Origin of the sequence: Paucilactobacillus kaifaensis, from assembly GCF_005405145.1 — a bacterium.
GTDB lineage: Bacteria > Bacillota > Bacilli > Lactobacillales > Lactobacillaceae > Paucilactobacillus > Paucilactobacillus kaifaensis.
In genome coordinates this window covers 1-26,605 of record NZ_BJDM01000021.1, presented here as the reverse complement: position 1 = coordinate 26,605, position 26,605 = coordinate 1, and the positions used below count along the sequence as shown (strand labels likewise).

General features: G+C 37.4%; 21 protein-coding genes. 4 read left to right on the top strand and 17 right to left on the bottom strand.

The features are described from left to right. Positions 1-179: 179 nt before the first annotated feature. From cydC to FFM51_RS07715, 5 genes are all read right to left on the bottom strand, one after another. A complete protein-coding gene (gene cydC, locus FFM51_RS07735; RefSeq protein WP_137598069.1) occupies positions 180-1,913 on the bottom strand; it encodes a thiol reductant ABC exporter subunit CydC in 1,734 nt (577 codons plus the stop codon). After that, entirely contained in the window at positions 1,913-3,670 is a 1,758-nt protein-coding gene (gene cydD / locus FFM51_RS07730) for a thiol reductant ABC exporter subunit CydD (protein WP_137598068.1), read from the bottom strand. The genes cydC and cydD overlap by 1 nt, the downstream gene beginning before the upstream one ends. 88 nt (positions 3,671-3,758) lie before the next feature. Then, positions 3,759-4,775, bottom strand: a complete 1,017-nt coding sequence (gene cydB / locus FFM51_RS07725) for a cytochrome d ubiquinol oxidase subunit II (RefSeq protein ID WP_137598067.1) — start codon at positions 4,773-4,775, stop codon at positions 3,759-3,761. Continuing rightward, a complete protein-coding gene (locus FFM51_RS07720; protein WP_137598066.1) occupies positions 4,772-6,214 on the bottom strand; it encodes a cytochrome ubiquinol oxidase subunit I in 1,443 nt (480 codons plus the stop codon). The genes cydB and FFM51_RS07720 overlap by 4 nt, the downstream gene beginning before the upstream one ends. A gap of 153 nt (positions 6,215-6,367) precedes the next feature. Further along, the gene (locus FFM51_RS07715; protein WP_137598065.1) at positions 6,368-7,396 is read right to left on the bottom strand and encodes a lipoate--protein ligase; all 1,029 of its coding nucleotides are present in this window, start codon (positions 7,394-7,396) and stop codon (positions 6,368-6,370) included. A gap of 240 nt (positions 7,397-7,636) precedes the next feature. Between FFM51_RS07715 and FFM51_RS07710 the strand changes: the two genes are divergently transcribed. Further along, a complete protein-coding gene (locus FFM51_RS07710) occupies positions 7,637-9,073 on the top strand; it encodes an APC family permease (protein WP_137598064.1) in 1,437 nt (478 codons plus the stop codon). An 81-nt stretch (positions 9,074-9,154) separates the two neighbouring features. Here the strand turns inward: FFM51_RS07710 and nagE are convergent, their stop codons facing one another. Beyond that, positions 9,155-11,137 (bottom strand): N-acetylglucosamine-specific PTS transporter subunit IIBC, encoded by a 1,983-nt coding sequence (nagE, locus tag FFM51_RS07705; protein ID WP_137598063.1) that lies wholly within the window; start codon positions 11,135-11,137, stop codon positions 9,155-9,157. Between the two features lie 421 nt (positions 11,138-11,558). Between nagE and FFM51_RS07700 the strand changes: the two genes are divergently transcribed. Then, positions 11,559-12,389 (top strand): Cof-type HAD-IIB family hydrolase, encoded by an 831-nt coding sequence (locus tag FFM51_RS07700; protein ID WP_137598062.1) that lies wholly within the window; start codon positions 11,559-11,561, stop codon positions 12,387-12,389. Here FFM51_RS07700 and FFM51_RS07695 read toward each other — a convergent pair. Then, complete coding sequence (locus FFM51_RS07695; protein WP_137598061.1) at positions 12,356-13,321, bottom strand: alpha/beta hydrolase; 966 nt, start codon at positions 13,319-13,321, stop codon at positions 12,356-12,358. The genes FFM51_RS07700 and FFM51_RS07695 overlap by 34 nt on opposite strands. 146 nt (positions 13,322-13,467) lie before the next feature. Next, the gene (locus FFM51_RS07690; RefSeq protein ID WP_137598060.1) at positions 13,468-13,704 is read right to left on the bottom strand and encodes a cytochrome b5 domain-containing protein; all 237 of its coding nucleotides are present in this window, start codon (positions 13,702-13,704) and stop codon (positions 13,468-13,470) included. Between the two features lie 177 nt (positions 13,705-13,881). Between FFM51_RS07690 and FFM51_RS07685 the strand changes: the two genes are divergently transcribed. Next, positions 13,882-15,645, top strand: coding sequence for an MFS transporter (locus tag FFM51_RS07685; protein ID WP_137598059.1), 1,764 nt, complete (start codon positions 13,882-13,884; stop codon positions 15,643-15,645). Between the two features lie 110 nt (positions 15,646-15,755). Here the strand turns inward: FFM51_RS07685 and FFM51_RS07680 are convergent, their stop codons facing one another. The 3 genes from FFM51_RS07680 to hisD form a co-directional block, all read right to left on the bottom strand. After that, the gene (locus FFM51_RS07680; protein WP_137598058.1) at positions 15,756-15,965 is read right to left on the bottom strand and encodes a hypothetical protein; all 210 of its coding nucleotides are present in this window, start codon (positions 15,963-15,965) and stop codon (positions 15,756-15,758) included. 168 nt (positions 15,966-16,133) lie between these two features. Next, positions 16,134-17,660: a glutamate/gamma-aminobutyrate family transporter YjeM gene (gene yjeM, locus FFM51_RS07675; protein ID WP_137598057.1), complete on the bottom strand. Its 1,527-nt coding sequence runs from the start codon at positions 17,658-17,660 to the stop codon at positions 16,134-16,136. A gap of 17 nt (positions 17,661-17,677) precedes the next feature. Next, positions 17,678-18,964: a histidinol dehydrogenase gene (gene hisD / locus FFM51_RS07670; protein WP_137598056.1), complete on the bottom strand. Its 1,287-nt coding sequence runs from the start codon at positions 18,962-18,964 to the stop codon at positions 17,678-17,680. 591 nt (positions 18,965-19,555) lie between these two features. Here hisD and FFM51_RS07665 point away from each other — a divergent pair. After that, complete coding sequence (locus FFM51_RS07665; protein ID WP_137598055.1) at positions 19,556-21,169, top strand: FAD-dependent oxidoreductase; 1,614 nt, start codon at positions 19,556-19,558, stop codon at positions 21,167-21,169. A 115-nt stretch (positions 21,170-21,284) separates the two neighbouring features. Here FFM51_RS07665 and FFM51_RS07660 read toward each other — a convergent pair whose 3' ends face one another. The 6 genes from FFM51_RS07660 to FFM51_RS07635 are packed head-to-tail and all read right to left on the bottom strand — an operon-like array spanning position 21,285 to position 26,138. Then, positions 21,285-22,274 (bottom strand): SIS domain-containing protein, encoded by a 990-nt coding sequence (locus tag FFM51_RS07660; protein ID WP_137598054.1) that lies wholly within the window; start codon positions 22,272-22,274, stop codon positions 21,285-21,287. Continuing rightward, the gene (locus tag FFM51_RS07655; protein WP_137598053.1) at positions 22,249-23,145 is read right to left on the bottom strand and encodes a PfkB family carbohydrate kinase; all 897 of its coding nucleotides are present in this window, start codon (positions 23,143-23,145) and stop codon (positions 22,249-22,251) included. Before FFM51_RS07655 ends, FFM51_RS07660 begins: the two co-directional genes overlap by 26 nt. A 3-nt stretch (positions 23,146-23,148) precedes the next feature. Next, a complete protein-coding gene (locus FFM51_RS07650) occupies positions 23,149-23,877 on the bottom strand; it encodes a GntR family transcriptional regulator (RefSeq protein ID WP_137598052.1) in 729 nt (242 codons plus the stop codon). A 29-nt stretch (positions 23,878-23,906) separates the two neighbouring features. Further along, positions 23,907-24,641, bottom strand: a complete 735-nt coding sequence (locus FFM51_RS07645; RefSeq protein WP_137598051.1) for an amino acid ABC transporter ATP-binding protein — start codon at positions 24,639-24,641, stop codon at positions 23,907-23,909. Further along, positions 24,625-25,293 carry an amino acid ABC transporter permease gene (locus tag FFM51_RS07640; RefSeq protein ID WP_137598050.1) on the bottom strand — a complete coding sequence of 223 codons (669 nt, stop codon included), beginning with the start codon at positions 25,291-25,293 and terminating at the stop codon, positions 24,625-24,627. Before FFM51_RS07640 ends, FFM51_RS07645 begins: the two co-directional genes overlap by 17 nt. Positions 25,294-25,325: 32 nt before the next feature. After that, positions 25,326-26,138, bottom strand: coding sequence for a transporter substrate-binding domain-containing protein (locus tag FFM51_RS07635; protein WP_137598049.1), 813 nt, complete (start codon positions 26,136-26,138; stop codon positions 25,326-25,328). Between the last annotated feature and the right edge of the window lie 467 nt (positions 26,139-26,605).

Sequence of the window (26,605 nt, the reverse complement as noted above, 5' to 3'; positions counted from 1 at the left end):
CGATTGCCTAATCGGAAGCAAAATGACTTTTTAGAATCTGCTTTTATTTGATTGTCTCAAAAAATAGTTGCAGTTCCAAATTGGTTCGCTTTTTTTATTGTATTGCACTTTCTAATTGAACTTGCTTACAATTTTTTAGACGTGTCTACAAAACTATATTTAGGACTAATCGGGCTTACTCACACTTTTCCTCTATCCATTTCGTACAATCTTCTAAACCGCTGGCTATTAGCATACAATTCTTTTGGTGTACCGCTCATGTCAAATTGACCATGCTCAATGAAACGCACCTGATCAACATAATTAATACCAACCAAATGATGAGTGACCCAAATAACCGTTTTATCTTTCAACACTCTAAAAATAGTTTGCAGTAAATGCTGCTCCGTAATCGGATCAAGCGCAACCGTTGGTTCATCTAAAATAATAATTGGCGCATCCTGTAGCAAAATACGAGCTAATGCTAACCGCTGCTGTTCACCACCTGAAAACCGAGAACCGGCCTCCTGAACTTGAGTTTGCAGTCCAGCCGGTAAACTGGCAATTAATGACGTCAATTCAACCTCATCCAACACTTTTTGAACTTGCTCTTTAGTTGCAGAAAGATTACCTAAACGAATATTATTTAGAATGGAAGTATCAAATAAATATGGCTGTTGATCCAAAACACCAAATAAATTGGCGCGTTCAGACTGAAGTTGGCTAATATCAATCCCATTGATATTTATTGAGCCTTCAGTTGCACGTTCATCCCCCAGAATTAACTTCAGTAACGTACTTTTACCTGTACCACTTGGGCCAAGCAGTGCAATCTTTTCACCTGCACTAACTTCCAAGTTAAGCTGTTGTAAAACTAAATGTTTACTGTCAGTGTACTGAAAATTAACCCGGTCAATCGTCAACTGCTTAAATGGCTCTTGCAATTTTTCTTGGTGACTACTATTTAAATTATCAATTTTTGGCAGTGCATTAACCCGCTTAATTGATTCACGATAGGTCGGCCACTCACTGACCCCTTGTGCAATATTAGTAAATGTTTGGTCCAAAGGAAAAATACATAACACAAACGCAGCAATCCAGTTGGCGGCATTTTGGCTATTTGTCATTGTCGTGCCAGCCCAAATTAAAGTTGCAATCGCTGCAACTCCAATCACAATCTGACTCAATAAATCACGAAACCACTGGAAGTTTTTATCCTTACGCCGTAAAGCAAAAATTTGATTACTAGTCGTTAAATGTTGTTGCATAAAATCAGACTGTCTTCCAGAGATCAACCAGTCGCCTAAACCCAACACAGAATCTGTTAGTCTAGTGTACAATCCTTGTTGAATTTGCTTTTGTTTAAATTCATTTGCACCATTAACAAGTACCGAAACGAGTGGCATCACAAACATTAAAATTCCAACCAGTAATAACATTAATAATGCAAATGGCCAGTTAATCACCCCTAGACCCACAATGATAAAGACATAAACTAAAATTCCAGTCACAATTGGAAAAACAGTTGTGAGATACAAATTTTCAATATGCTCAATATCATCTGCTAGCAATGTAAGTAAACTTCCCGTTTGGTGTTTTTGGCGAATTGCAACTGCCGTTGATTCAACCGAATCGTATAGCTTTTTGCGAAAATTAGATACAATTCTCAATACCCAGTTATGAGCAGATAGTCGCTCTGCATATCGGAATACGGGACGAGCAATTCCAAATGCTCGCGTTAGCACAATCGCCGGATAAACTAAAAGTATGTTAAATGGGTGCGTGGCACATTTACTAATCAGATAACCAGAAGTAAACATTAGCGCTGAACCGCTAAACAGAGTTAAAAAGCCTAAAAATAATACCAATACCAATAGCATCTTATATTTGCGTAAATATGGCATGACCCACGAATCATTTTTTAAAACGTCCATCACAATTCACCTCCCATTTCACTAATCAATTGGGCATAGGCTCCAGACTGTTTGCTCAATTCCTCGGGTTTTCCTTGCTGTACCAATTTACCCTCATCAAGTACCAATACATAATCCATTTGGTTTAACCAGTGCAGACGATGCGTTGCAAAGAACACCAAGTGATTAGCAAAAATCGGCATCATTGTCTGTTTTAATTCGGCCTCAGTCTCAATATCCAAGTGGGCAGTGGGTTCGTCAAACAGCAAAATTTTACGCTGTTGGTCTAAAAATGCCCGTGCTAGCGCAATTCGTTGTGCTTGTCCGCCACTAACTCCACGATTTCCTTCACCGATTTTAGTTTGTAATCCGTCAGGTAACTCGCTTAGCCATTCGTTCAACCCGGCTTGTTTAGCAGCAGTTTGGACTTGTTGTGAAGTCGCATTCGGGGTATAAAATCGAATATTATTTTCAATCGTATCATGAAATAAATATGGCGACTGTGGAATATACAAGAAATTCTTTTTCCAACTATTTTGTGCTAAATGTGGAACTGTTTTTTGATTAACTTTAATTGTTCCTGCACCTGCTTGTGGAGTTAAAAAACCACTCAATGTGTCAATTAACGTTGTTTTACCTGAACCCGACTTACCAATAACACCAATTTTTTGATACCCGGAAACAGCAAAGCTAATATCGTGCAAGGTAGCGTCACTAATTTGATTGGGATCACGATCCACATCTTGATATGAAACATTAATGTTCTCAAAACTTAGTGTGTCATCGGGGCCCCAACCTGTAGTCATATCAACTAATTCATTTTGATTTTTTATTTCAGGTAGCTCTAACACCTCAAAAATAGCTGTCATCGCATTTTTGCCATTCAATGTTGCATGATAATCGTTGGCAAAATTTCTGATTGGTAAAAAATATTCTGGCGACAACACCAGCATGATCAATGCTGGTAAAAGTGCAATACTTCCTTTAATCAGACCTAAGCCTAAAAAGACTGCCACCACAGCGATCGATAACGTAGTAAAAAAATCTAGTGCGAAGGTCGATAACACTGCAATTGTCAGTACCGACAATGTTTGTTTACGGTAATCTTCACTAACTGTGAAAACATTTTTAGCATACTGTTTCGACAGACCAAGCTGTTTTAATGTCGGTAATCCTCGTAATGTATCTACAAAATTATTTGATAATCGCTGATAACCCGCATACTGCTGATCAGCCTTGGCCTGAGCTGCAAAACCTAAAATAATCATAAATAAAATAATAATTGGATAAATCAATAGCAAAAACACAGACTCTTGCCAGCGGATAAAGAACAGATACACCAATAGAATCCATGGAATAACCATCATATCAAATACCTTAATGAATACTAATTGCAAGTAGTTTTGGATTTGATCAATACCATCCACCGCCATTGTAACGACGCTCCCTGTACCTCTAGAGTTCGTTGCTGCTGGTCCAATTTTGAATAATTTAGCCATCAATTCAGAGCGCAGATTTTGTGAAGTCCGGTTCACAAATGGAGCTACAATTCTGTTTTTAAGCATTGTCAATGTGTGTCGTAGCAAAAAAGCGACCGCAAATAAAATTGTGGTCGTCGTAACACTAGTCAACGGCTGTCGTTTCCAAAGACCGACGATACTCTCAGACAGAAATTTTCCTTGAAATAAGATCATAAATCCCTGAATAAAAACCAATAATCCCAAAATACCAACAATTTTCTTTGCTCCTGGTAAATTGAAGATTCGTCGATCAATCATAATTTGCACCCCTTTTTTGTTAGATAGCCGCCAAGTTGGCCATGATTAACGCGTAATCACAGCAACCTGGCGGCTATCTTATAAACATTTATTCAGCGTGAGTCACGCCTTTAGTTTGAATTCGTTTTCTAAATACCCAATAGCTCCAAATAAAGTATACCAGAACAATTGGCAAAATTGATACAGTCACAATGGTCATAATATGCAATGTATATGGAGACGATGAAGCATCTGCTGCCAAAATACTAAATTTTGGATTATTAGCAATCATTACCCGTGGGTAAAGACCATTAAACAGCAGGACCACGATGCCAACTAATGTGAGTCCAGTTGAGAAAAACGATAATTTTTCATGATCCAGCAATGTACCAACATGGGCAATCACGGATAATGCCACAATTGCTACTAGGATAAGTAGTGTTGACAATGGCTTGTCTTCAAAGAAATCTGTATATACATAAACCAAGACTGCAAAGACAACTTCACCTGCATATAATACCCAATAAAGTGGCTTAGCATATGCTAACGCTCGTTTACGTAGTTCTCCAGTTGTCTTCAATCGAATAAAGTTCAAGCCATGTAACAAGCACAATAGGGCAACAGCGACACCACCAACGATTGAGAACCAATTAACGTAGTCAGTAAAACTAGCAGAAATATCACCAGCTTTGTCAATTGGCATTCCTTTAACCATTGCTGTAAAGAGCATTCCTAATAAAAATGGTGCACAGAAACTACCAATAGTTGACGCCCATTCCCAAATATTGCGCCCCCTTGCCGTGTGCATCCGTGAGCGGAATTCAAACGATACGCCACGAAAAATCAGAGCAATTAGCACAAACAATAAAATCAGATAGAAACCCGAGAATAGTGAAGCATACCACATTGGAAACGATGCAAATAACGCACCACCAGCTGTGATCAGCCAAACTTCGTTACCATCCCAGTGTGGTCCAATACTACTAATCAGCATATCGCGTTCTTCTTCGTCTTTTGCTAAACCTTTCACTGACATACCAACACCAAAGTCAAAGCCCTCCAAAAAGAAGAAGATACTAAACAGTAATCCGATAACTAAAAACCAGAAGTTTTGTGTCATACTCATTTTGAAAACGCCTCCCTAGCATATGGATCAATAACTGCCTGATCAAGTGAGGCTAAGTCATCCGGTCCTTTCCGTAGTTCGCGGTGTGCTAACCAAATCATGACAATTCCTAAGCAACAAAAGACCCCAAAATATAAAATATTTGATGTTAATAATGATGCTACAGAAACATTTGGTGAAACTGCATCTGCAATAGTTAGTAAACCATATACAACCCATGGATACCGACCAAATTCAGTAATCATCCAACCAGCTGTGTTTGCTGCAAATGGAAGCCACATCGTAATTCCCAGTACATATAAGAACCAACGTTGTCGTAAAATCGATTCAGATGACTTACGGTTCAGCCACAAACCGACAATCGAGACTAGTGCAAACCACCCACCTGAAAGCGCCATGACACGGAAACTCCAAAATAGTGTCTTGGTAGGAACATAGTAGTTAATTGACTTACCAAATTGCTTATCATATTTGGCGTGCAAATCAGCATTAACTTCATTCATTCCTTTTACAGCACCAGTTGTTTTGTGATATGTCAACATTGATAAGGCATACGGTACATCCAATGACCATTTAGTTTCTTTATTTTGCGTGTCTAAGCTGGCAATTGCGGCCCATGGAGCACTCTTACCAGTGGTTTTATAAACACCTTCCATGGCAGCAAACTTCATTGGCTGTTCATTCGCAACGTAACGAGTCTGCAAGTCTCCTGCTGCAATCACACCAATCGATGCAATCAAACCAACAATCAAACTAACCTTGATAGATTTACGCCAAAAGTCAGTGAACTTAGTTTTATTACGCAATAATGCCCATGCTGACATTCCAGCAATCACAATTGCTGCGGTAGCCCATGCACCAAAGATTACATGAGGAAATTCCATCTTTAACTGATAGTTATTAATAACATCGAAAAAGCTGACCATATTAGCTCGTCCAGTTTTTGGATCAATCATGTATCCAACTGGGTTTTGCATAAAACTATTAGCTGCTAAAATCCACAGTGCGGACAACATGGTCCCAAACGAAACCAACCAGATCATCACACAATGTAACCAAGCAGGAAAACGATCCCATGTAAAAATCCATAAGCCAATAAACGTAGACTCCATGAAGAACGCTGCTAACGCTTCAATGGCTAACGGTGCTCCGAAAATATCACCCATAAAGCGAGAATAGACCGACCAGTTCATCCCAAACTGGAACTCTTGAATTAAGCCGGTAACTACCCCAACTGCAAAACTTAATAAGAAGATCTTACCCCAAAAGATTGTCATCTGTTTATAGACAGCATCTTTTTTTATTACATACAATGTTTCCATGATCGCGACAATAAAACCGAGACCAATTGAAAATGGCACGAAAAAGAAATGAAAAATAGTTGTCATCGCAAATTGCCAACGCGCAAGAAAAACAATGCTAATACCGCTGCTCAACATTTGATACCCCTCCTCTAAATAATAGCGAAATCATTCAAAATAAATAACCTATTCTGTGATAAGTAACTTATCTATCCGCTTACATTATATCGAGTGATAAATCATTTGACAATAGTAAGTTACTAATTGATCAAATTTATTTTATTTTTACAACTAATTTTTAAGCCCGGTTTGCTGATTTACGAGCAAATCAACTAAACTTTCTGATAGAATGTTTCCAAAATAAAACGGAATATCTAACGTAGCAAAAACAGCCCGTACAGCTTGTTTTTCAAACTGAACTCCAATTAGTTTTTGTTCCACATCTTGAATCACACCTTGACCAAAAAAATCACCATAGATTTTTATCTGCTTAATGTGGCCAGCTTCAACATTCAGGCGATAATCAACTGTTCCTGCGGTAAAATGCTTTCGATGCTGCAAACTAAATGCCGGCGATTTACCATAAATCCAATCCCAATTTTGGTAATACTGATCTAACAAATTTTGTACTCCCTGCTTAGTTTCTGTGTTAATGAAATAACGATCGGCATCAGAAAGATCGGTTAATCCCAGAATTTGTAGCGCAAGTTTATCGCGAAACTCTTCTATTGTTAATTGTTGAAATTCTGGATCAAAGTATGGTTTTAAATTGGTAACCCGACTGTGCACAGATTTAATCCCCTTGGATGCAATTTTATCCTTAGGAACATTTAGCGCATGTTCAATCTGTGTCAGATCAACATCGTACATCAGTGTCCCATGGGCAAATAACCGTCCATTTTGGGCATGCATTGCATTACCAGAAAACTTTTTACCATCAATTTGCAAATCATTACGCCCACTTAATTGTGCATTTACCGCCCCTAACTGATGTAGTGCTTCGAGAACTGGTTCAGTAAAACGAGCGAAATTACCTACTGCATCCCCATCATCTTTCGTGATAAAACTAAAACTAACATTTCCTAAATCGTCGAAAACTGCACCACCACCAGATGTTCGTCGTGTAATAATAATATTGTGATCTGAAACATACTGTTGATTAATTTCTTCATATGCATTTTGATAACGTCCCAAAATAATACAGGGCGAATTAATGTAGAAGTATAAAATTGGCTCGCTCAGGTCAGCATGTTCCATTAAATAAGTTTCTAATGCCAAGTTATACCGAATATCTGTACTATCACTGGTCAAATAACGCATCACTTCATCACCTCTGCATTTAATGATAGCGCATTCACTCAATATGTGCGAGTTGCGAGTTGGAATCTTTGAATTTACGTTGTTAATGTACTGGTATTTTATACTGTCAAAGATTGACCGTGAATGAATGTTCTGTTAAAATTTTATTTGTGTTTCATTAAAATATAATAATAGAATTTTAATTAAGTTCGGTTATTATGTTGCTACATATAATACTCATTACTGAATTAGGAGGAGCCAATGGCTAGTTTTAAAGAAAAGATTTTCCGTAAAGAAGATCCCACCGTATATCAAGATAAAGATGCTCACCTTTCAAGAACCTTACGCGTTCGTGATTTCTTAGCATTAGGAGTAGGAACCATTGTTTCAACGTCTATTTTCACATTACCTGGAGTTGTAGCAGCTGAACATGCCGGTCCTGCTGTGGCATTGTCCTTTCTGGTTGCTGCCATTGTAGCGGGTCTGGTTGCATTTGCCTACGCCGAAATGTCTGCCGCGATGCCATTTGCTGGATCTGCATACTCATGGATTAATGTTATTTTTGGTGAATTTTTTGGATGGATTGCTGGTTGGGCACTGTTAGCGGAATATTTCATTGCCGTAGCATTCGTTGGTTCCGGGTTATCTGCTAATTTTCGAGGCTTAATTGAACCTTTAGGTGTACACTTTCCTAAATATTTAGCCAACGCACTCGGAACCGATGGTGGCGTCATTGATATTGTCGCCGCCATTGTGATTATACTAGTTGCCTTATTACTAGCACGTGGTGTTTCACAAGCGGCCCGGGTTGAAAATATCCTAGTCGTCCTAAAAGTGTTAGCTGTCATCGTGTTTTTAATCGTTGGTGCTACGGCCATTCACTTTAGTAACTACGTTCCATTCATCCCAGCATATCATGCAAATGCAGATGGTAGTGCATTTGGTGGCTGGCAAGGAATTTATGCCGGTGTATCTATGATCTTCTTAGCTTACATTGGTTTTGATTCAATTGCTGCTAACTCTGCAGAAGCAATTAATCCGCAAAAAACAATGCCACGAGGCATCCTAGGTTCACTTGTTATTGCCGTTGTTTTGTTTGTCGCTGTGGCATTAGTGTTAGTTGGAATGTTTAAATATTCTGACTACGCTAATAACGCAGAACCAGTTGGCTGGGCACTACGCCAAAGCGGTCATGAACTAGTTGCTACTGTTGTCCAGGCCATTGCAGTTATAGGAATGTTTACCGCATTAATTGGTATGATGTTAGCTGGATCACGATTGCTATACTCATTTGGTCGTGATGGCATGTTACCTAAATGGTTGGGTAAGTTAGATCATCAAAATCGTCCTAACCACGCTTTAATTTTATTAACAATAATTGGTGTTTTGATTGGCTCACTATTCCCATTCGCCTTCCTGGCCCAATTAATCTCAGCCGGAACTTTGATTGCGTTCATGTTCGTTGCCCTAGGAATCTATGGTCTACGTCCACGTGAAGGTAAGGATATTCCAAAACCAAGTTTTAAAATGCCATTTTATCCTGTATTACCCGCATTGGCATTTCTGGGAGCTTTACTCGTTTTTTGGGGCCTCAGCATTGATGCTAAAATCTACGCAGGTGCTTGGTTTGTTATTGGTCTAATCATCTACTTTGGTTATGGTACAAGACATTCATACCTCGAAAATAAACATAAATAATACAGCATTAAAATTAATAAAGACAAGCCAGAAGTTAAATTTAACTTCTGGCTTGTCTTTTTAATTATTGTTCAAATTTTATTATCTCGTCAGTATCTTAACAACAGGTTCATCAACCTTAACCGGTTTAGCTAACTGATCAAATTTCATGTAAGCAACATTTTGCATATTTGTCACAATCACAATCATTGTAGTCTTTTTGCCAGCAGCTTTAATTGCTGCTAGGTCAGCGTTAGCAAGCGCTTGGCCGTGTTTGACCTTCTGACCTTCAGTTACTTTAACATCAAACGGTGTCCCGTTTAATTCAACCGTGTCTAGTCCCATGTGAACTAATACTTCTAGGCCATTGTCAGTCCGAATTCCAATTGCATGCTTTGTTGGAAAAACAGTTAAGATCTCTCCGTCAACTGGTGAAACTATCGCGCCTGTTTCAGGTTCAACTGCGTATCCATCTCCCAACATTTTTTGAGCAAAAGTTGGATCAGAAACTACTTCAATGTCCTCTAAATGGCCCTGTGCCACACTGTAAAAAGTATCTGTCTCTCCCGCTTTAACTTTACTATCTGGTTGTATCGATTCGGGAGTATTATTAGCAGCCACAGTACTGATTGGTGCATTATTTTGATATAGTTTTGACAATGCATCAGCCACAAATTGAACTTCGGTACCAACAACAATATGAATATTACTGTCATCTAAAACATTAACACCCGCTGCTCCAGCTGCTTTAACCCCAGCTTGATTGACTTTTTTTGTATCGTTTAATTGTAATCGTAAACGAGTAGTACAATTATCAATCACTTTAATGTTGTCCTTACCACCAATCGCAGCATAAATCTTCTTTGCTGCAACCGTATATTTGTCATCAGATTCATTAGTTGCAACTTCAATATCTGTTGCAGCATCAGCTGTTTCATCCACCGGTTCACGACCAGGTGTCATTAATTTAAATTTTTTAATGGCGAAGTCAAATCCAAAGTAGTAAATCACCGCCATTACTAATCCTTGCACTAACAGCATCAGTGGATGGTTTGCTAATGGCATGTGCCAACTCAACGTAAAGTCAACTAACCCGGCACTAAACGTAAATCCAGCCGTCCAATGCATAAATGCAGCAAATGCTAGCGATAAGCCAGTGAAAACTGCATGGATAACATATAATGGCCAAGCGACAAACATAAACGAAAATTCGAGTGGTTCAGTTACACCCGTGAAGAATGAGGCAAATGCACCCGTCATCATCAAACCGGCAACTTCTTTTTTTCGTTCAGGACGAGCATTACGATAAATAGCATATGCCCCGGCTGGTAAGCCAAACATCATAACTGGGAAGAAGCCAGCTTGATACATACCGGTAATTCCTTTAATTCCCTTGCTAGCCCAGAAGTTACCAATATCATTAATGCCAGCAGTGTTGAACCAAAATACTTGGTTTAATGCTTGATGAAGTCCAGTTGGAATTAACAAACGGTTGAAGAAACCATATAAACCAGCCCCCGCTGCTCCCATTCCAACAAAGAACTTTCCAAAGGCCACTAATGCTTCATATACGGGTGGCCAAATAAAGAATAATAGTACTGTCACACCTAGCATTGTTAAAGCCGCCATAATTGGTACTAGTCGTTTACCACTAAAAAACGACAATGCCATTGGCAGCTTAGTCTCGTGGAACCGATTATATAATGCAGCGGCGATTAAACCCGAAATAATACCAATAAACACATTACCGCTGATAGCTGTGAAGGCAGAATCAACTTGCGATTCCTTGATTCCCTTCAACAATGCAACAGATGTGGGAGCTAAAACGGAAACAGGAATGAAATAAGCGACAACACCTGCTAATGCAGCGGCCCCATCTTTATCTTTTGACATTCCAATTGCTAATCCAACCGCAAACAATAAGGCCAATTGACCTAGAATTGCATTCCCGCCAGCTTGTAAGAATTGAGCCACTGCCCAACTTTCGGGCATGTAGTGACCAACTCCGACTAACAATGCGGCAGCTGGTAACACAGCCACTGGCAATTGTAAGGAACGACCCATGCGTTGCAGATATGTCTTCATATCTTTTCCTCCTAAAAATAAGTGATGAATAATTGATTATGATGTAAATAGTAACGTTAATATATGATGGTGACAAGCAAAAAATTTCGATTTTGCATTGGTCTATATCACTGAAAACATGTGCAGTTAAGCGCTTTCAAAAGCTTTATTTTTATTGGGCTAGTCCAACTGAAAACGATTCCAAATGCCATTTTGACTGTTTTTTGCATTAAACTAGACCAATTATTGCTTACTATTTTCAGTGAGATATTTAGTGAAAAAACCGATTAAATACTTTTTAATTTTATCTGATTGAATATGCTTTATCACAACCAATCAAGACCAAAATTTGGTTAAAACATTCTCTTAAAAATAAAGTTCATCTGCATTCACCTATGCATGTGCGTTAAAATAAAATAGACCATCAATCCTGGAGGAAGTTATGTATAAATTAATCGTTAGTGATCTCGATGAATCATTGCTTGGCGATACTGGTAACATTTCTAAAGCCGATTTGGACACCATTCACCAACTGCGTCGACGAGGTGTTAAGTTTGTTCCTAACACCGGTAGGGGCTTTAAATCAGTACAACCACTTCTTAAACAAATTGGAACCATTGATCAAGCAAATGAATATGTCATTTCATATAACGGTGGAGTGATTGTCGAAAATCAACATAATCATGTTTTAAGCAGTCATTATCTGTCGCATAGCATTGCAGAACAAATCTACCAACTTGCTCGCTTCCAACCTGATTTGGGAGTTCATATCTATACTCTTAACGATGTTTACACTTTTAATATTGATACTGATGAGCGTAATTATATTGATTCCCGGAATGTTACAACCACTGATTTTGATCAACCAAACTTGGATATTTTTCAGCAACAACCAATTGTAAAAATGCTAGTATCTAATTTAAGCCACGACAAATTAACTACATTTCAACAACAGGTCTTAACTGCAATATCTGTTCCATTATCACTATCATTTTCTTCCAATCGGTACTTAGAATTTAATCCGGCAAATGTTAATAAAGGTAAAGCAGTCCTTGAATTAGGCCAGACACTAAAAATTGAACCTAACGAGATCATCACAATTGGTGACAATCATAATGATTTGACTATGATTGAAGCTGCGGGGATGGGTGTGGCCGTAAATAATAGTATTCCGGCAATCAAAAAAGCCGCCCAGCTTACCCTGGATGCGACTAATAACGATAATCCAATCACTGAAATCTATCGGCGACTATTTGTTAATGAATTTAAATGATATGTTAGATATTGATCCATAAACTTTTTGACATGTTGTTGATAAGCGACTGGATCAATCCAAAAACTTTCTGCATGAGTGGCTCCCGTAACCACCCATTTTTCTTTAGGTCCTTTAGAAGCAGCATAGTTAGCCTCAATCATTTTAAATGGAACATAGATGTCTTTATCACCGTGAATAAACAGGATTGGACGATAGTTTTTTTTCAATTGCTCAACTGAAGAAACCAGGTTCAGATCAAACCCTTGCCGATGTTGATTCAGTAACCTTACTGCCGGCATAAAGGGATACTTAGGTAAGTGAAACGTCTTTTTTAACAAGTAACTCATTTCATCGCTAATATTGGAATAACCACAGTCAGCAATAATGCAGCGAACCTGTTCAGGTAATTTTTCACCACTCAACATTTCGACCGTTGCGCCACCCATTGATACACCAAACAATACAATTCTAGCATCATCGCCAACTTTTTGAATGATCTGATCAATCCATTCTAGATAATCTAACCGATCCAGCCAGCCAAACGTGATATAATCACCGGCCGATTTACCGTGTGCTCGATCGTCTGGTAACAGCACGTTATAACCTAGTTCATGAAACATTTTGGCATAGTTAGCCATGGTTTCACCATTTCCCTTATAACCATGAGCTACAATTACTGTATCAGTCGTTTGCATTTCAGCTGGAACATACGTTGCACTCAATACACGTTGTTTGTCTTTACCGTTTAGTTGCCACGTTTCACTTGGTTGGTCGTGTAACCATTTTACATAAGCGTAATAGTCGTTAGCGTATTTCTGCTTTTCTGCCGACGTTTCTGGCACTTGATCAACTCGACCAAATGCAAATCGATATAAATGCTCGACAATTTCTGCAGTTCCAGCTGCAATGACAACTGGTGCCATTAATCCCATTGCTTTTAACTTTTTCATTCTCATCTCTCCAAACTAACAAATTAATCGTTTTGTTTGATAGTCTATTGTAACTGTCTCATTCTAAATATGAAACCCTAAATTAAAACCACATGATATTTCAACCTGTTTGCTGAATATCACGTGGTTTTATTTAGTTTAATCATTTAGCCAATATATTTACCAACAGCTGGTAACTTCTTCAAAACACTACGCTTATGTGGTGATTGGTTATCAATTACCTCAGTTAAATCTTGTCCAGCTGTATTACCATGATGCTTACCTTCAGCCCATGCGGGAATATCAGTCACATCATAGACAACTCCATCAATTGCAACATATGCCTTGGCGCCATCTTGGCCATTATATTTTGCTAATTCTGCCTTTGTAAATGTTGTATCCATTTGAACGAACTCCCTTCAGATAATCGCTTATTTTTATTGTTATATGATAACTTTACCATATTATCATACGATAAAAAATAATTTAATCCTCTGTAGTACAATTATTATTACAACTACGAGTTTTAACTTTGATAGTCTGGTACAATTGAATCATTACTTAAATTGGAGGAGTATTGAATGTTATATATTACACTAACAAGCTTGATTGCCCCTTTACTAATCTGGCTCGTCTTTTTAATTAAATTTCCTACTAGAAATAAGGTTTTCCCAAGAGGTACCAAGACCAACACGCGACCGATTATAACAATTAATCAAAAATTTGTATTGCTGTTGGGAATTGCAGTACTAATTGTTATGATCATTGTCAAATCTATAATTACTTACTTTTATCTCTCATCAAGAAACACATTGTCAATTCTAGGCGCTAACCTCATTTGGGGCGCAATCATGCTAGCAATAATGTTTCTGCTAACTCTTGGGTCTGATAACCGTAGTACCACTATGAAAACTCAAGTCAGAATCAGTGGTTCCATTCTAATTGTAATTTTGATTCTCGTTGCCATTGGTGAAGCTCATTCATATTTTTCAGTGAAACCAGTTGCCAACAGTATTCGCTCAGAAAAAGTTGATAGTGAATCTGCCCCTACATTCAAAAAAGGGGTCACCCCTGTCGCACTATCACCAAAAACTGTAAAGAATAGAATGAATAAAAACATGAGTGATGTCCCGAACTCACAATATTTTCAGTTAGGTGATATTCAAGCCCAATACTATAAAGGAAAACCAGTTTACATTGCTCCAGTTGAATTTGATGGCTTTTTCAAATACTATTCTGCACACCAAACTGTTCCTGGTTACTTTATTATCGATGCAACCTCAGTTAATGCTGAACCTCATTTTGTTAAAACCAAGATTAAATATACTAATACAAGTTACTTTAATCGCAATGCTTGGCGCCGGATTTACTCCCAAAACCCAACTTGGCTAGCAGCCAATGGTAGCCGACCACAACTTGAGGTTGATGATAATGGAACTCCTTACTACGTTCAAACCACCTATAAATCGATGGCATTGAGCCATCGAATCAACTACTCAAAACTCCATGTTGTTGCTTTGAATGCAGAGACTGGTAAAACTAAGCTTTATGAACTCAATCATTTGCCTAAATGGATTGATGAAGGAATTACGACCGAAGTTGCCGATTCAATGAATGAAGCTTACGGAAAATATCAACGTGGATTTTTAAACATGTATTTGAGTAAGACAGGCATTCAATTGCCAACTAGTGACAGCGTTATTTCAACATTCGATAAACAGGGAAATGTCCAGTACTTTACGGACTTTACTAATCCTCGCTCAGACGCTGATAGTGCACTAGGTTACTCAATGATCAATGCACGTACTGGTAAATTAGTCTACTATAAAACTCATGGTATTATGGATTCAGATGGTGCTAAAGCTAATGCAAATAACAACTACAAGGCACAGCAATGGAAATCATCGATGCCGGTTATTTACAATATTAACGGTAAACCGACCTGGGTTCTATCAATTTTAGATGATACAAATGCCTTTCGTGGCTACTACTACATTGACGCTTCCGATCAGTCTGTTCATGCAACTGGTGATAACGCCAATGAAGCTGTCGAAAACTTTAGGCAAGCGCTAATTGATAATGGTAGTAACGCCGGAAATACTAGCCAAGGTAAAAAGAGACAAATCTCTGGTAAGATTGACCGTGCAGTAATCACCACTAAGGGTAGTAATCAAGTATTGCTATTCACACTCGAGGGTAGCAATACCATTTACACTGTAGATGGTGAAGATTATCAAAAGGCTTTATTGACTCGCACTGGTGATGAGGTCAAAGCAACTGCTCAAGTTGTTAATGGCAAATCAATCGGCAATGTTACCAAGTTTAGTAACAGTAACTTGAAATAAGTGTTCAACACAAAAACGCTAGGAAAATGTGATATTTTCCTAGCGTTTTTGTGTCTTTTTAGACTTTAATAATTGCTTTAAGCCGTGCCCACACACTTAATTTTTAACGTTTAAGCAATTTGTTTTTCAATTTTTGTATAAGTCTTAACATCAAGACGTAAACGATGTTTAGGATGTAATTCTTCTTGTTCAGCCTCGCGTTTTAGTTCTTCTAATCTTCGATCCCGCTGCTCTTTTGTTGCAAACCATTCTTGTGTATTCCAATCTACAAAACAAATTTCAATATCATCACAGTGATAAATATTAATTCCATACTCCATTTCGAATTCCTCCTTACAAGTTATGAACTCATAATAAGGGGTCGTGGAATAAAGAACAATGGTGAAACCGTTTTCTTTAGATTTTCTTAATAGATTGGTATAGTTCTTTTATTATCTTTAAAGCAACATTTTTAAAGTTCTTGCCTAAATTGGTATAGCGTTTTTAAGCTATTCTAATTCTTGTTTCATTCTGGGTGTCGTTGATTTAGCTAACCTAATAGCAACACGGTCATAAAGCATGTACAGATACAATCCAATCAAGCCGAATAAAATTGGTCCAATAATCTCTAAAAATAAATCCCAATAAGCCTTATCAGCAATTGCATCCACTATCGTAGAAATTATCCCTGCCAGTAAAAGTGCATCAACGGCTGCCGTGACTAACCAATACGTTACCGGGCGCTTAAAGATCACAAATGGGCGCTGTAGATTAGTTTTCATTTTGAAAAATGGAAATGCTGTTACTAAAAACAAATACGGCACGGTAGAACTGATGTTATCCATCAAAGTTAATACGTTGTAGAACCCTTCAGCACTGCGACCTCCAAATGAAGTTAACGCGATTAAGACACAAATAACTACAGCTTGAAACCACATTGCATTAGCTGGCATATCATATTTGTTCAGTTCAGGTAATTTACCAGGCCATAATTTACGAGGCGTTCCCAGAATAAACGATTTAATCGGCATATACACAATTACAAAAAATGAACCAAAATAACTGAGTAACATTGTAAATGCTGAAAATCTTGCAAACCAAAAACTCAGTATCTGGCTAGCGGCTCCACTCAAACCAAATGATTTACCAACAACCAAGCCAAGATTACTCATCAACACATAGGTAGTGTTACCTAAGTTGGCACCAGCACCTTTAAACATTTGATTCCAATTACTCGATGCACCCCATAAAAGGATCAATACCGCATAGATCAGCGTAATGGTGATCGCCCCAACCATCATTGCCTTTGGAAAATTCCTTTTGGCATTTTTCATTCGATCAGAGACACTTCCTAATGCTTCAATTCCAGCAAATGCATACACGGCAAAGATGATAAATGACAACATTTCAGCTGGGTTTTGATATCCAGTCCGTGGCGATTTGACGAAACTCTGAGCCGTTACTGGTTCTGCAAATTGAAAGTTATTCTTAGCTAATAAAACGAAACTAACAATGGCAAAAACAGCAGTCAGTGTTAACGCTGCAATCCCTCCAATGCCAGCCAATTTAGCCACCTTACCTAACCCTTTGGTTGAAATAAAGGTAACAATCAGGAAAAAAACGATACTTAAAATACCAATTGTGGCAGTTGAGTTAAGTCCAAATAGCGACCAACTACCAGTTGAGTCTCGACCTGTTAATGTAGTGGCTAACATAATCCAAATCTTGGAAACTGTTGAAACAATCAAAATCATCCATGATGCCAGCCACACAAAGCCACCTATAAAAGCCCACTTTGCGCCGATACTGTTCTTAAGCCAGCTATAAACCCCACCCTCATCGCTGTGCAGTGTAGCACCATACTCAGCAAACATTAATGACGATGGAACAAAGAATAACAGTGCTGCAACCACATACCAAATGATACCGGAAAACCCCATTGTATAATAGGCAATTGATGTATTATCAAACGCAAATGCTGACGTAAAAATCATCAGCATTACTGCAATAAACGATACTTGCTTTTTATTTTTCATAGGCTGCTATCTCCTAACTATTTTTGTCTGCGAAAGCGACTTTCAACCGCACGAGCATGCGCCTCTAATCCCTCTGTACGAGCAAGTGTTGTAATCGCCTTTTCTTCTTTTGCCAGCGCCGCAGTTGAATACGTCACAAACTGAGTCCGTTTCATAAAGTCAAGGACACCAAGTGCCGAAAAGAATCTGGAAGTTCCCCCCGTTGGTAAAATATGATTGGGCCCAGCAACATAATCACCAACAGGTTCTGATGCCGCAAATCCTAAGAAAACAGAACCGGCATTTTCAACGTAACTCAAATATTGCGCAGCATTTTCTAATTGAATTTCTAAGTGTTCTGGTGCAATGGCATTCATTACCGTGAATGCATCTTCAATTTGATCTACAATCGCAATGAAGCCCTGCTCGTTAACAGAGGATGTTGCAATTTCTTTTCTTGGTAAGGTTAGCAATTGTTGATCTACTGAATCCGAAACAGCTTGTGCAAATTTCAAATCCGTTGTTACCAACATTGGTCGTGCCAACTTGTCATGTTCTGCTTGAGATAACAAATCGGCCGCAACATTCTCGGCATCTGCCGACGCATCAGCAATGATACCAATTTCTGAGGGGCCAGCAATCATGTCAATGCTGACTTGACCGAATACTTGTTTCTTAGCTGTTGCTACAAATATATTTCCTGGCCCAGTAATTTTGTCCACCCTAGGAATAGTTTTTGTCCCAAATGCCAGAGCAGCAATTGCTTGTGCCCCACCAACTTGATAGACTTCGGTGACGCCGGCAATCTTTGCTGCCGTCAATACGGCTTGGTTTAACCCATCTTTTTGTGGTGGAGTTACCAGTGCAATTCTTTTCACACCAGCAATTTTAGCTGGTAAAACGTTCATCAAAATTGAAGATGGATAGGCTGCTGTCCCACCTGGTACGTAAACGCCAACGGCGGCCAATGGTGTCAGTCGCTCACCACGCATCACCCCGGGTTGTTCAGTATCGACAAATCCCCGTTGCTTTTCCTTTTCGTGGTAACTTGTTATATTTCTTTTGGCCAATTCAAGAGCTTCGATGAGATCGGTTGATGCATTTTCATACGCAGCATCAATATTAGCTTGTGGCACACGTAAATCAGTTAAATCAACTTGATCAAATTGCTTTTCGTACTCAAAAATTGCTTGATCACCATTAATTCGCACATTTTTAATAATGTCCCTTACCGTCTGATCAACTTCTGGACTCCCAGTGGCAACAGCACTTCTTTTGGTGACATATGTCACTGTATCTGCCAAACTTTCTTGTAAAATTTTCATTATAATCCTCCTTCAAAATTTTCCATCATTATCATTTGAACCAAAAAAATCCCCGAAAACTATCAGTTTTGATAGTTTTCGGGGACGATTTCACTCGTGGTTCCACCTCGATTTGTTGACACTTCACAATGCCAGCCTCACGTTGCTACCAACTAGTCGTCACTATATAAGTAAGAACAGTTGAAGCAACCGTGATAACGCTACGAGATAGCGGGAAAGCTTACTAACATATTTCAGCTAACCAATATAATTCCAGGTGTGATTCACTATGATCATTTGTCATCCTCTCACTGTCGATGACTCGCTTAGAAACAATCTATAGCTACTATTCTGGTCAAAATCTTTAATGTGTTCTAGATTACTGAACACTTTACGACTAAATTTTTTATATGTCAATGAAAAATATTAAAATAAGATTAAAACTAAATTTCATTAGTTGATATATCAACGTTTATAGATTAAATACAAATTAAAAAGATTAGTTTTTTTGAGCTAACATAACCGAAACCAAAGCGAAAAAAATATTGCTACTTGGCCCACAACAATGTAGTATTGAGGAAAATACAAGCGCTTACATAGGAGGCAATTAAAATGAAAGTAATCGTTATTGGAGCAGTTGCTGGAGGTCCTTCATTTGCAACTCGACTACGACGGTTAAATGAAAATATCGATATTTTAATGATTGAGCGTGGTTCTGATATTTCTTACGCTAGTTGCGCATTACCTTACTATTTGGGAGATGTAATCACTGATGTTGACACAATCATCGAACGGACACCCACAGTTTTAAAGAATAAAAACAATATTGATGTGCTGGTACGCCATGAAGTAACATCGATTGATTCTAAGTTAAAACAAGTCACAGTTAAAAACCTTATTACTAACGAATCTTTTACAGAAAAGTATGATGTTTTAGTTATTTCCACTGGCACACGAGCTATCTTGCCGCCAATCAAAGGCGTTGATCAAGTTAATAATAGCTTTATTTTGCGCAATGTTAACGATGCTAACAAGATTAAAGATTATATTACAGCTGAACAACCAAAAACTGCCACTATTATAGGAGCTGGTGTTGCTGGACTAGAAATCGCTGAAAACTTGGAAGACCGAGGAATTGCAGTCACAATTGTTGATCAACTCGCAGAAGTGGCGTATCCCTATGATCATGAGATTGCGACAATCATTAATGATGAGTTAGTTCGAAACCACGTTAAATTATTCTTGAATCAAAAAATCAGTGAGATTCAAGACGCAGGAAGAAAATTAATCTTAACTGATGGTTCAAAGCTCACAACAGATATGTTAATTTTTGCCACTGGTGTCACACCTAACAGTGAGTTGGCTAAAGAAGCTGGGATTCAATTGTCTCGGGATCAACACATTGTTGTTAATGAAAGATTGGAAACTTCTGTCGCTAATGTTTATGCCATTGGTGATGTAATTGAAACAAAAAGTTACATTACTGGTTTGGCAACACCTAGCATGCTTTCTAGTGCTGCCAATCGTCAGGGACATTTATTGGCGGATATAATAAGTGGTAACCCATTGACGTACCGTGGTTTTATTGGCGCAGGGGTTGCTAAAATATTTGATTTAACGGCTAGTTTTGTTGGTTACACTGAACATATGTTAGCCGTCGCAGGAATTTCAAATTATAAAACAATCTTTATTACACCGTTTGATCACGCCTACTTTTATCCTAGCGCAAGCCGGTTGAATTTAAAAATAATTTTTGAAGAAAATACCGGTAAAATACTGGGTGGCCAAGCAGTGGGAGAAAATGGGGTTGATAAACGAATTGGCGAGCTTTCTGTCGCAATTACTGGTAATCTAACTATCTTTGACCTACCTGACTTAGAGTTACCGTATTCGCCACCATATTCAACCACCCGTGATCCCCTAAATACAGCTGGATATGTTGCAATCAATCAAATATCTAACACTGCTAATACGATAAAACTAACTGAAATTCCAGAAAATGATTTAACAACTGCATTTTTTTTAGATATTCGCGAAGCAGATGCATCCCCAGCAGGTAGCCTCAAAGCAAGCAAAAATATTCCACTAAGTAAACTACGCCAGCGAATCGATGAAATTCCAACTGATCGAAAGGTTTACATTACGTTTAGGAAAGGACTCAGTCCGTACAATGCCGCTCGAATTCTTGCTGGAAAAGAAATCAAGGCAGTTTTGATCCAAGAATAATAAAAATATTAATCTATCCTCATTTAGACTATCTTCGTTATGATATATATCAAAATAATTAATAAAAAAGCTAAAGCTGAAATAATATTTTAACTTTAGCTTCCCTATATTTTATTTAATAATTCTCAAGTTTCCACATGTAGCGTCGTTTACTAAGTGGATGGTTTCTTTTTTCACCTAACCGTTCAGCAAATTTACGCATCACTGCAGTCAGTACCATCGGATTGAAGTAGTCAACAACCTCACGGTCGATTTTACTGTCCAGCCAGTAGTCTTTGGCATCAATCACTGTATATTTAGTTTCAAAGCGTTGCAGAAATTCTAATGCTCGCGCATCCAAGTGCCTCGTCTTTCCGTCTGCCATGAATAATACGTAAGGAGCATCTTTTACAGCTAACTCAAATGGGCCATGGAATAATTCTGCGCTGTCTAAAACTGTTCCTGTAATCCACTGCATTTCCATAAAAATAAAATTACCAGTCGAATAGCTAACTCCACGATTAGGACCACTTGAGAGAGTAAAAATTGACTTTTCGTCTTTATATTTTTCTGCAAATTCTTCTGCATCATTGTCCGCATTTGATGCAGCGTCATTGGCAAAGTCGTCAACAACTGAAAGTCCTTGCAGCATTAACTCATAGTTTTTGGTTTTTTCAACAAAATGCAATATTTCGACAGAAAAGCCTAATAGTACTTTTTGTTTTGATGCTTTTGTAGCATAATTCTCAAAAAACTTGTGCTGCAAAGTATAGTCAGCTTGTTTTGTTAAATCTGATTCTGGCTTAAAAGTTAACGCCAATACAGTTGCTCCCCACTTTTTGGCATTTGCTACAGCTTCAATTGACTCTTTAGTTGTCCCCCCCAACGAAGCCACAACTGCAACACTATTCTCACCAAAATAACTTGGTTTTGCAAAATTAAACTCATTAGCTTGAATTAATTCAGTTTTTAAATTAATTGCATTTTGATTGACATAGTAGTAGGCAGCGTAAAGCTCAGAAAGCGATGCCCCACAACCAATAAATACTAAACTTTTCACACTATTATTTTTTGCAATCTGATTAGCAATTTTTTTCAATTCACTTTGTGTAGTTTCTTTTTCCATTTTTATCACTCCATTTTATTATGTAATTTAAAAAACTATTCGGAACTTTAGCACCATGATCAAAAGACCCATTAACTAATATATTCTTTGCACTATAGAGGCTTGCTTGCTTTAAAGCTCTTTTTATATTGAAACCGGTAATACCTGTTTTCATTATGTTAATTCCAAAAGATGTAATAAATGAATCTCCAGCTCCCATCGTATCGACAACGTGTTTTACCCGCTCTGCAGGCTGTTTAAACACGTGCCCAGCATAATATGCTTGTGCTCCCAATTCTCCTCTGGTAATTAAAATGATTATTTGGTCGTTTTCACTAATATCAACGATTTCACTGAGCTTATTAGCGACTTCACTGTTAGTTTTATTGGCCATAGAAAAACAGGCAATATCAACAAATTTAACTGTATTTCTAACTTGCTCTATTGAATCGAAATCAGAATAGTCATAAATAATTTTTGGCTTAGCTATTTTACAGAGCCATTCATCAGCATTTCCATTAGCATTAAAATGCACAAGATCAAAATCATTTAAATAATCTATATTACTTTTTGACAATAAAATTCCATTCTGTAAAACACCACCTTGATTGCTTCCCAAGAATGTCCTATCTCCATCTTCTACCTTGACAAGTGAATATCCGCTTGCACCATTCAAAATTCTAGATAACCTGTGATTGACCGATAATTTATCCAATGTTGTCTGAACGTACTCACTCAGCACATCATTACCAAAATTACCAACGTACATGGACTCAACACTATCCATTTCAGAGGCAAAATTAGCAAAATTTAGTGAATTACCACCCAAATACATCATTTTTTGATTAAGATAAAGATCCACAACATTATCACCGATTGCGGCAACCTTCATGAATTAATTCTCCTTAGTTTTAATTGAAAAGCTTACTTTATTTACGTCATAATACATCACTGCATAATACATAATGTTATTACCCTGATCATATACAACCCGTTCCAATTTGTAGATTGGAACTCCGTTATCAATCCTTAAATATTCCGCCATCTGCTTATTGGCAAAGATAACATTTAAAGTTTGGTTACTCGAACCTTCCCGTACTTGGAATCTTTCATACAATACTTTTGTAACTGATCTATTGTCACTAATTTGATCAATTAAGTTCGGATAGCGCTTAGAATCGTAAAAACTGGTTTCATATCCAAAATTATGCTCATCCAACTCCATAACTCGAGCTAATTTTATGATTGGTGAACCCTCAACAACTTGTAATTTATTTGCTAAATCTAGCTCTGCATTTTGAGTCGTTAACGTCTGAATAGCTGCCTCTGGTTTTTTTCCTGAATCTTCCATGTATGTTGTATAACTAATTAAATCTAATAAGTTTCTCTGAATTTTACGTGTTCTAACGAAAGTCCCTTTCCCTTGTTTCTTAATCAGAACTTTTTCATCAACTAATTGATCAACGGCTTTACGAATAGTAATTCGACTCGTATTATAATTTAGCTCAAGTTGTTTTTCAGTTGGAATAGGTTCACCAACTTTATAAACATTTGTCTGAATATCATTCAGTAATTCAGTTTTTACTTGTCGATAAAGGGGCACGGAGCTTTGCTTACTAAGCATCTTAATTCTCCATTCATATTAAAATTAGTTTATGTGTATAAAATTTTTGAAATAAAACTTCTCGTTCGAGCTTCTTTGGCGTGACTAAAAATTTCTTCAGGTGTATCTTCTTCCAAAATCTGCCCATCGTCAACAAACAAAACCCTGTCACCAACCTGTTTTGCAAACCCCATTTCATGGGTCACCACCACCATTGTCATTCCTGATTTGGCTAAATCCTTCATTACCTTCAGAACCTCTTCAACCATTTCGGGGTCGAGTGCAGAAGTTGGTTCATCAAATAATAATACTTCCGGTTGCATCGCTAAAGCTCTGATTATTGCAATTCGCTGTTGCTGACCACCACTTAAAGACGCTGGATAGCTGTCCTTTTTATCGATCAAACCAATTTGACCTAATAGATGAAGCGCCAATTTTTCTGCATCTTCTTTATCTAAATGTCTTACTTTTTTAGGAGCATGGGTAATATTCTCCAGGACAGTGTAGTGAGGAAATAAATTAAATTTTTGAAAAACCATTCCAATCTTTTCATGAGTTTTTCGTACTATCTCCGGTTTCACTTTTCCGGAAACAATCTGCCCATCGACTCTAACATCCCCACTAGTTGGTTGTTCCAAAAGGTTCATCTGCCGCAGTAACGTGCTCTTGCCAGACCCGGATGGCCCAATTATCACAACAACTTCACCATCGTTAACTTTTAAATTTATATTTTTAAGAACTGTATTATCTCCGTAGCTTTTTTTTACATTATGCAACTCTATCACTAGACTTCAACCTCCTTTCAATGTGGCTAAGAATAATATTAAGTAACCAAGTTATAACTAGATATAATAGTGCAGCTACAATCATTGGTTGTAAGCCCAGAGCAGTTGACCCTCTCACAGTTTGTGCAGCAAACATCAAATCAGCAATTCCTAAAACTGAAACCAATGATGAATCTTTAACATTACCAATAAATTGATTACCGAGTGCTGGTAAAATATTCTTAAAAGCTTGAGGTAAAATAATGTCAGTCATTACCTTACGTTTAGACATTCCAAGACTTAACGCTGCTTCACTTTGCCCTGTAGGTAAAGATTCAATACCCGATCTGATAATTTCTGCAATATAGGCAGCTGAGTAGAAAGTTAATGCAACTACACCAGTCATGAAGTCGGGAATATCCATACCGGTAACAATCGGTAACCCAATGTAAACAATATAGATTTGAACCAGCAGTGGGGTATCCCTAATAAATCCAATATACATTTTTGCTAGTATAGCGATTACCCAGTTTTTAGCTCTCTTCATGAGTGCTAGAATGATACCTAAAATTAGTCCAAAAACAATTGAGATTACAGCTAATTCAATTGTCGTTTCCACACCCTTAACAAATAAACTCCAGTAACGGGCTAAAAATGAGTAGTTTTCAAACATTTCTTAACCTCCTTTTTTGAATTTAATATCCATTAATTTGTAGGTACTTTTTCAGCATACTCCAACACCCAATTGCTATATTGATTTTTATTTTTGGCAACTATTTTATTTACTTTTTTTACTAAATCAGAGCTAGCATTCTTAGAAAAGGCAATAGCTGCACCTGCTGTAGAATCATGATGTTTCCATGACGTCATTGTCAAATTCGGATTTTGTCTTAATAGAATCTTAGCAGTTGGCACATCTATTGAAAATGCATCAGCTTTACCATTATTGACTGCCAATGCCAAGTCAGTAACCTTACCTAAATTTTTCATAGTTGCATTTGGAAAAGCTTTTTTAATCATAGGTTGTTGAGTTGAATTATTTACAACAGCAATTGTAGAATTATTAAATTTGTCAGTATTACTGTATTTTATTTTGTCACTCTTACGCACTACTAATGTATTTGTACTTTTGTAATATACATTAGAAAATTTTGCTCCTTGCTTTCTTTCTGGAGTTGGGCTCATAGATGTAATTAACATATCAACTTTATGTGCTTGTAGAGCTGGTAACAATCCGTCAAGATCCATTGTTTTAATTTTGTATTTAACACCTAATGATTTTGCAACTTTTTTCACCAATTGAACATCCGAACCATCCATCACTTGCTTACCTTTTTTGGTGGTCTGATACTCATATGGTGGATTTGAACTGATCATTCCTACTTCTAATGTTCCCCTATTTTTAATCTTTTGTAGTGATGAATTACTACTTGACTTACCACAACCCGTTAAGAATAGGAGCAACGCTCCGACAAGTGTAACTATGTAAATAAATCGTTTACTTAATCTATGTTTCATTTCAAAAACACCTCTTTCTTTAATACATAACGTTATATAACGTTATGATGTTTCACATTATATTCTAATCGTTTTCTAATGTAAATAGTATTTCTAAATATATATTTTTTTCTTCCCTTTTTAAAGGGCACTATTGAAGTAAGAACAACTTCATACAAATCAATTTTCCTTGATAATAATACTGTGAAAATGCTAATAAATTTCCGAAAAATTATCATATTTACCCGCTCCAATAAAATTGGTCGTATCAATTCACTTAAATTGTTAAAATCGGGCATGTATCAAAAATACTTTTTAAAGCAAAAAAACACTACATATAGTTACTAAAGATTATGATATCCATACAATTATTTGAATCAAAGCTTGTAATATCAATAAAAAAAGCATCTCAGGAACTGAAGTTATAATTTGATACAAACATATAAAAGCACGTTCGAAAAAAGTAAAATTTATTCGGAGGTGTTTTT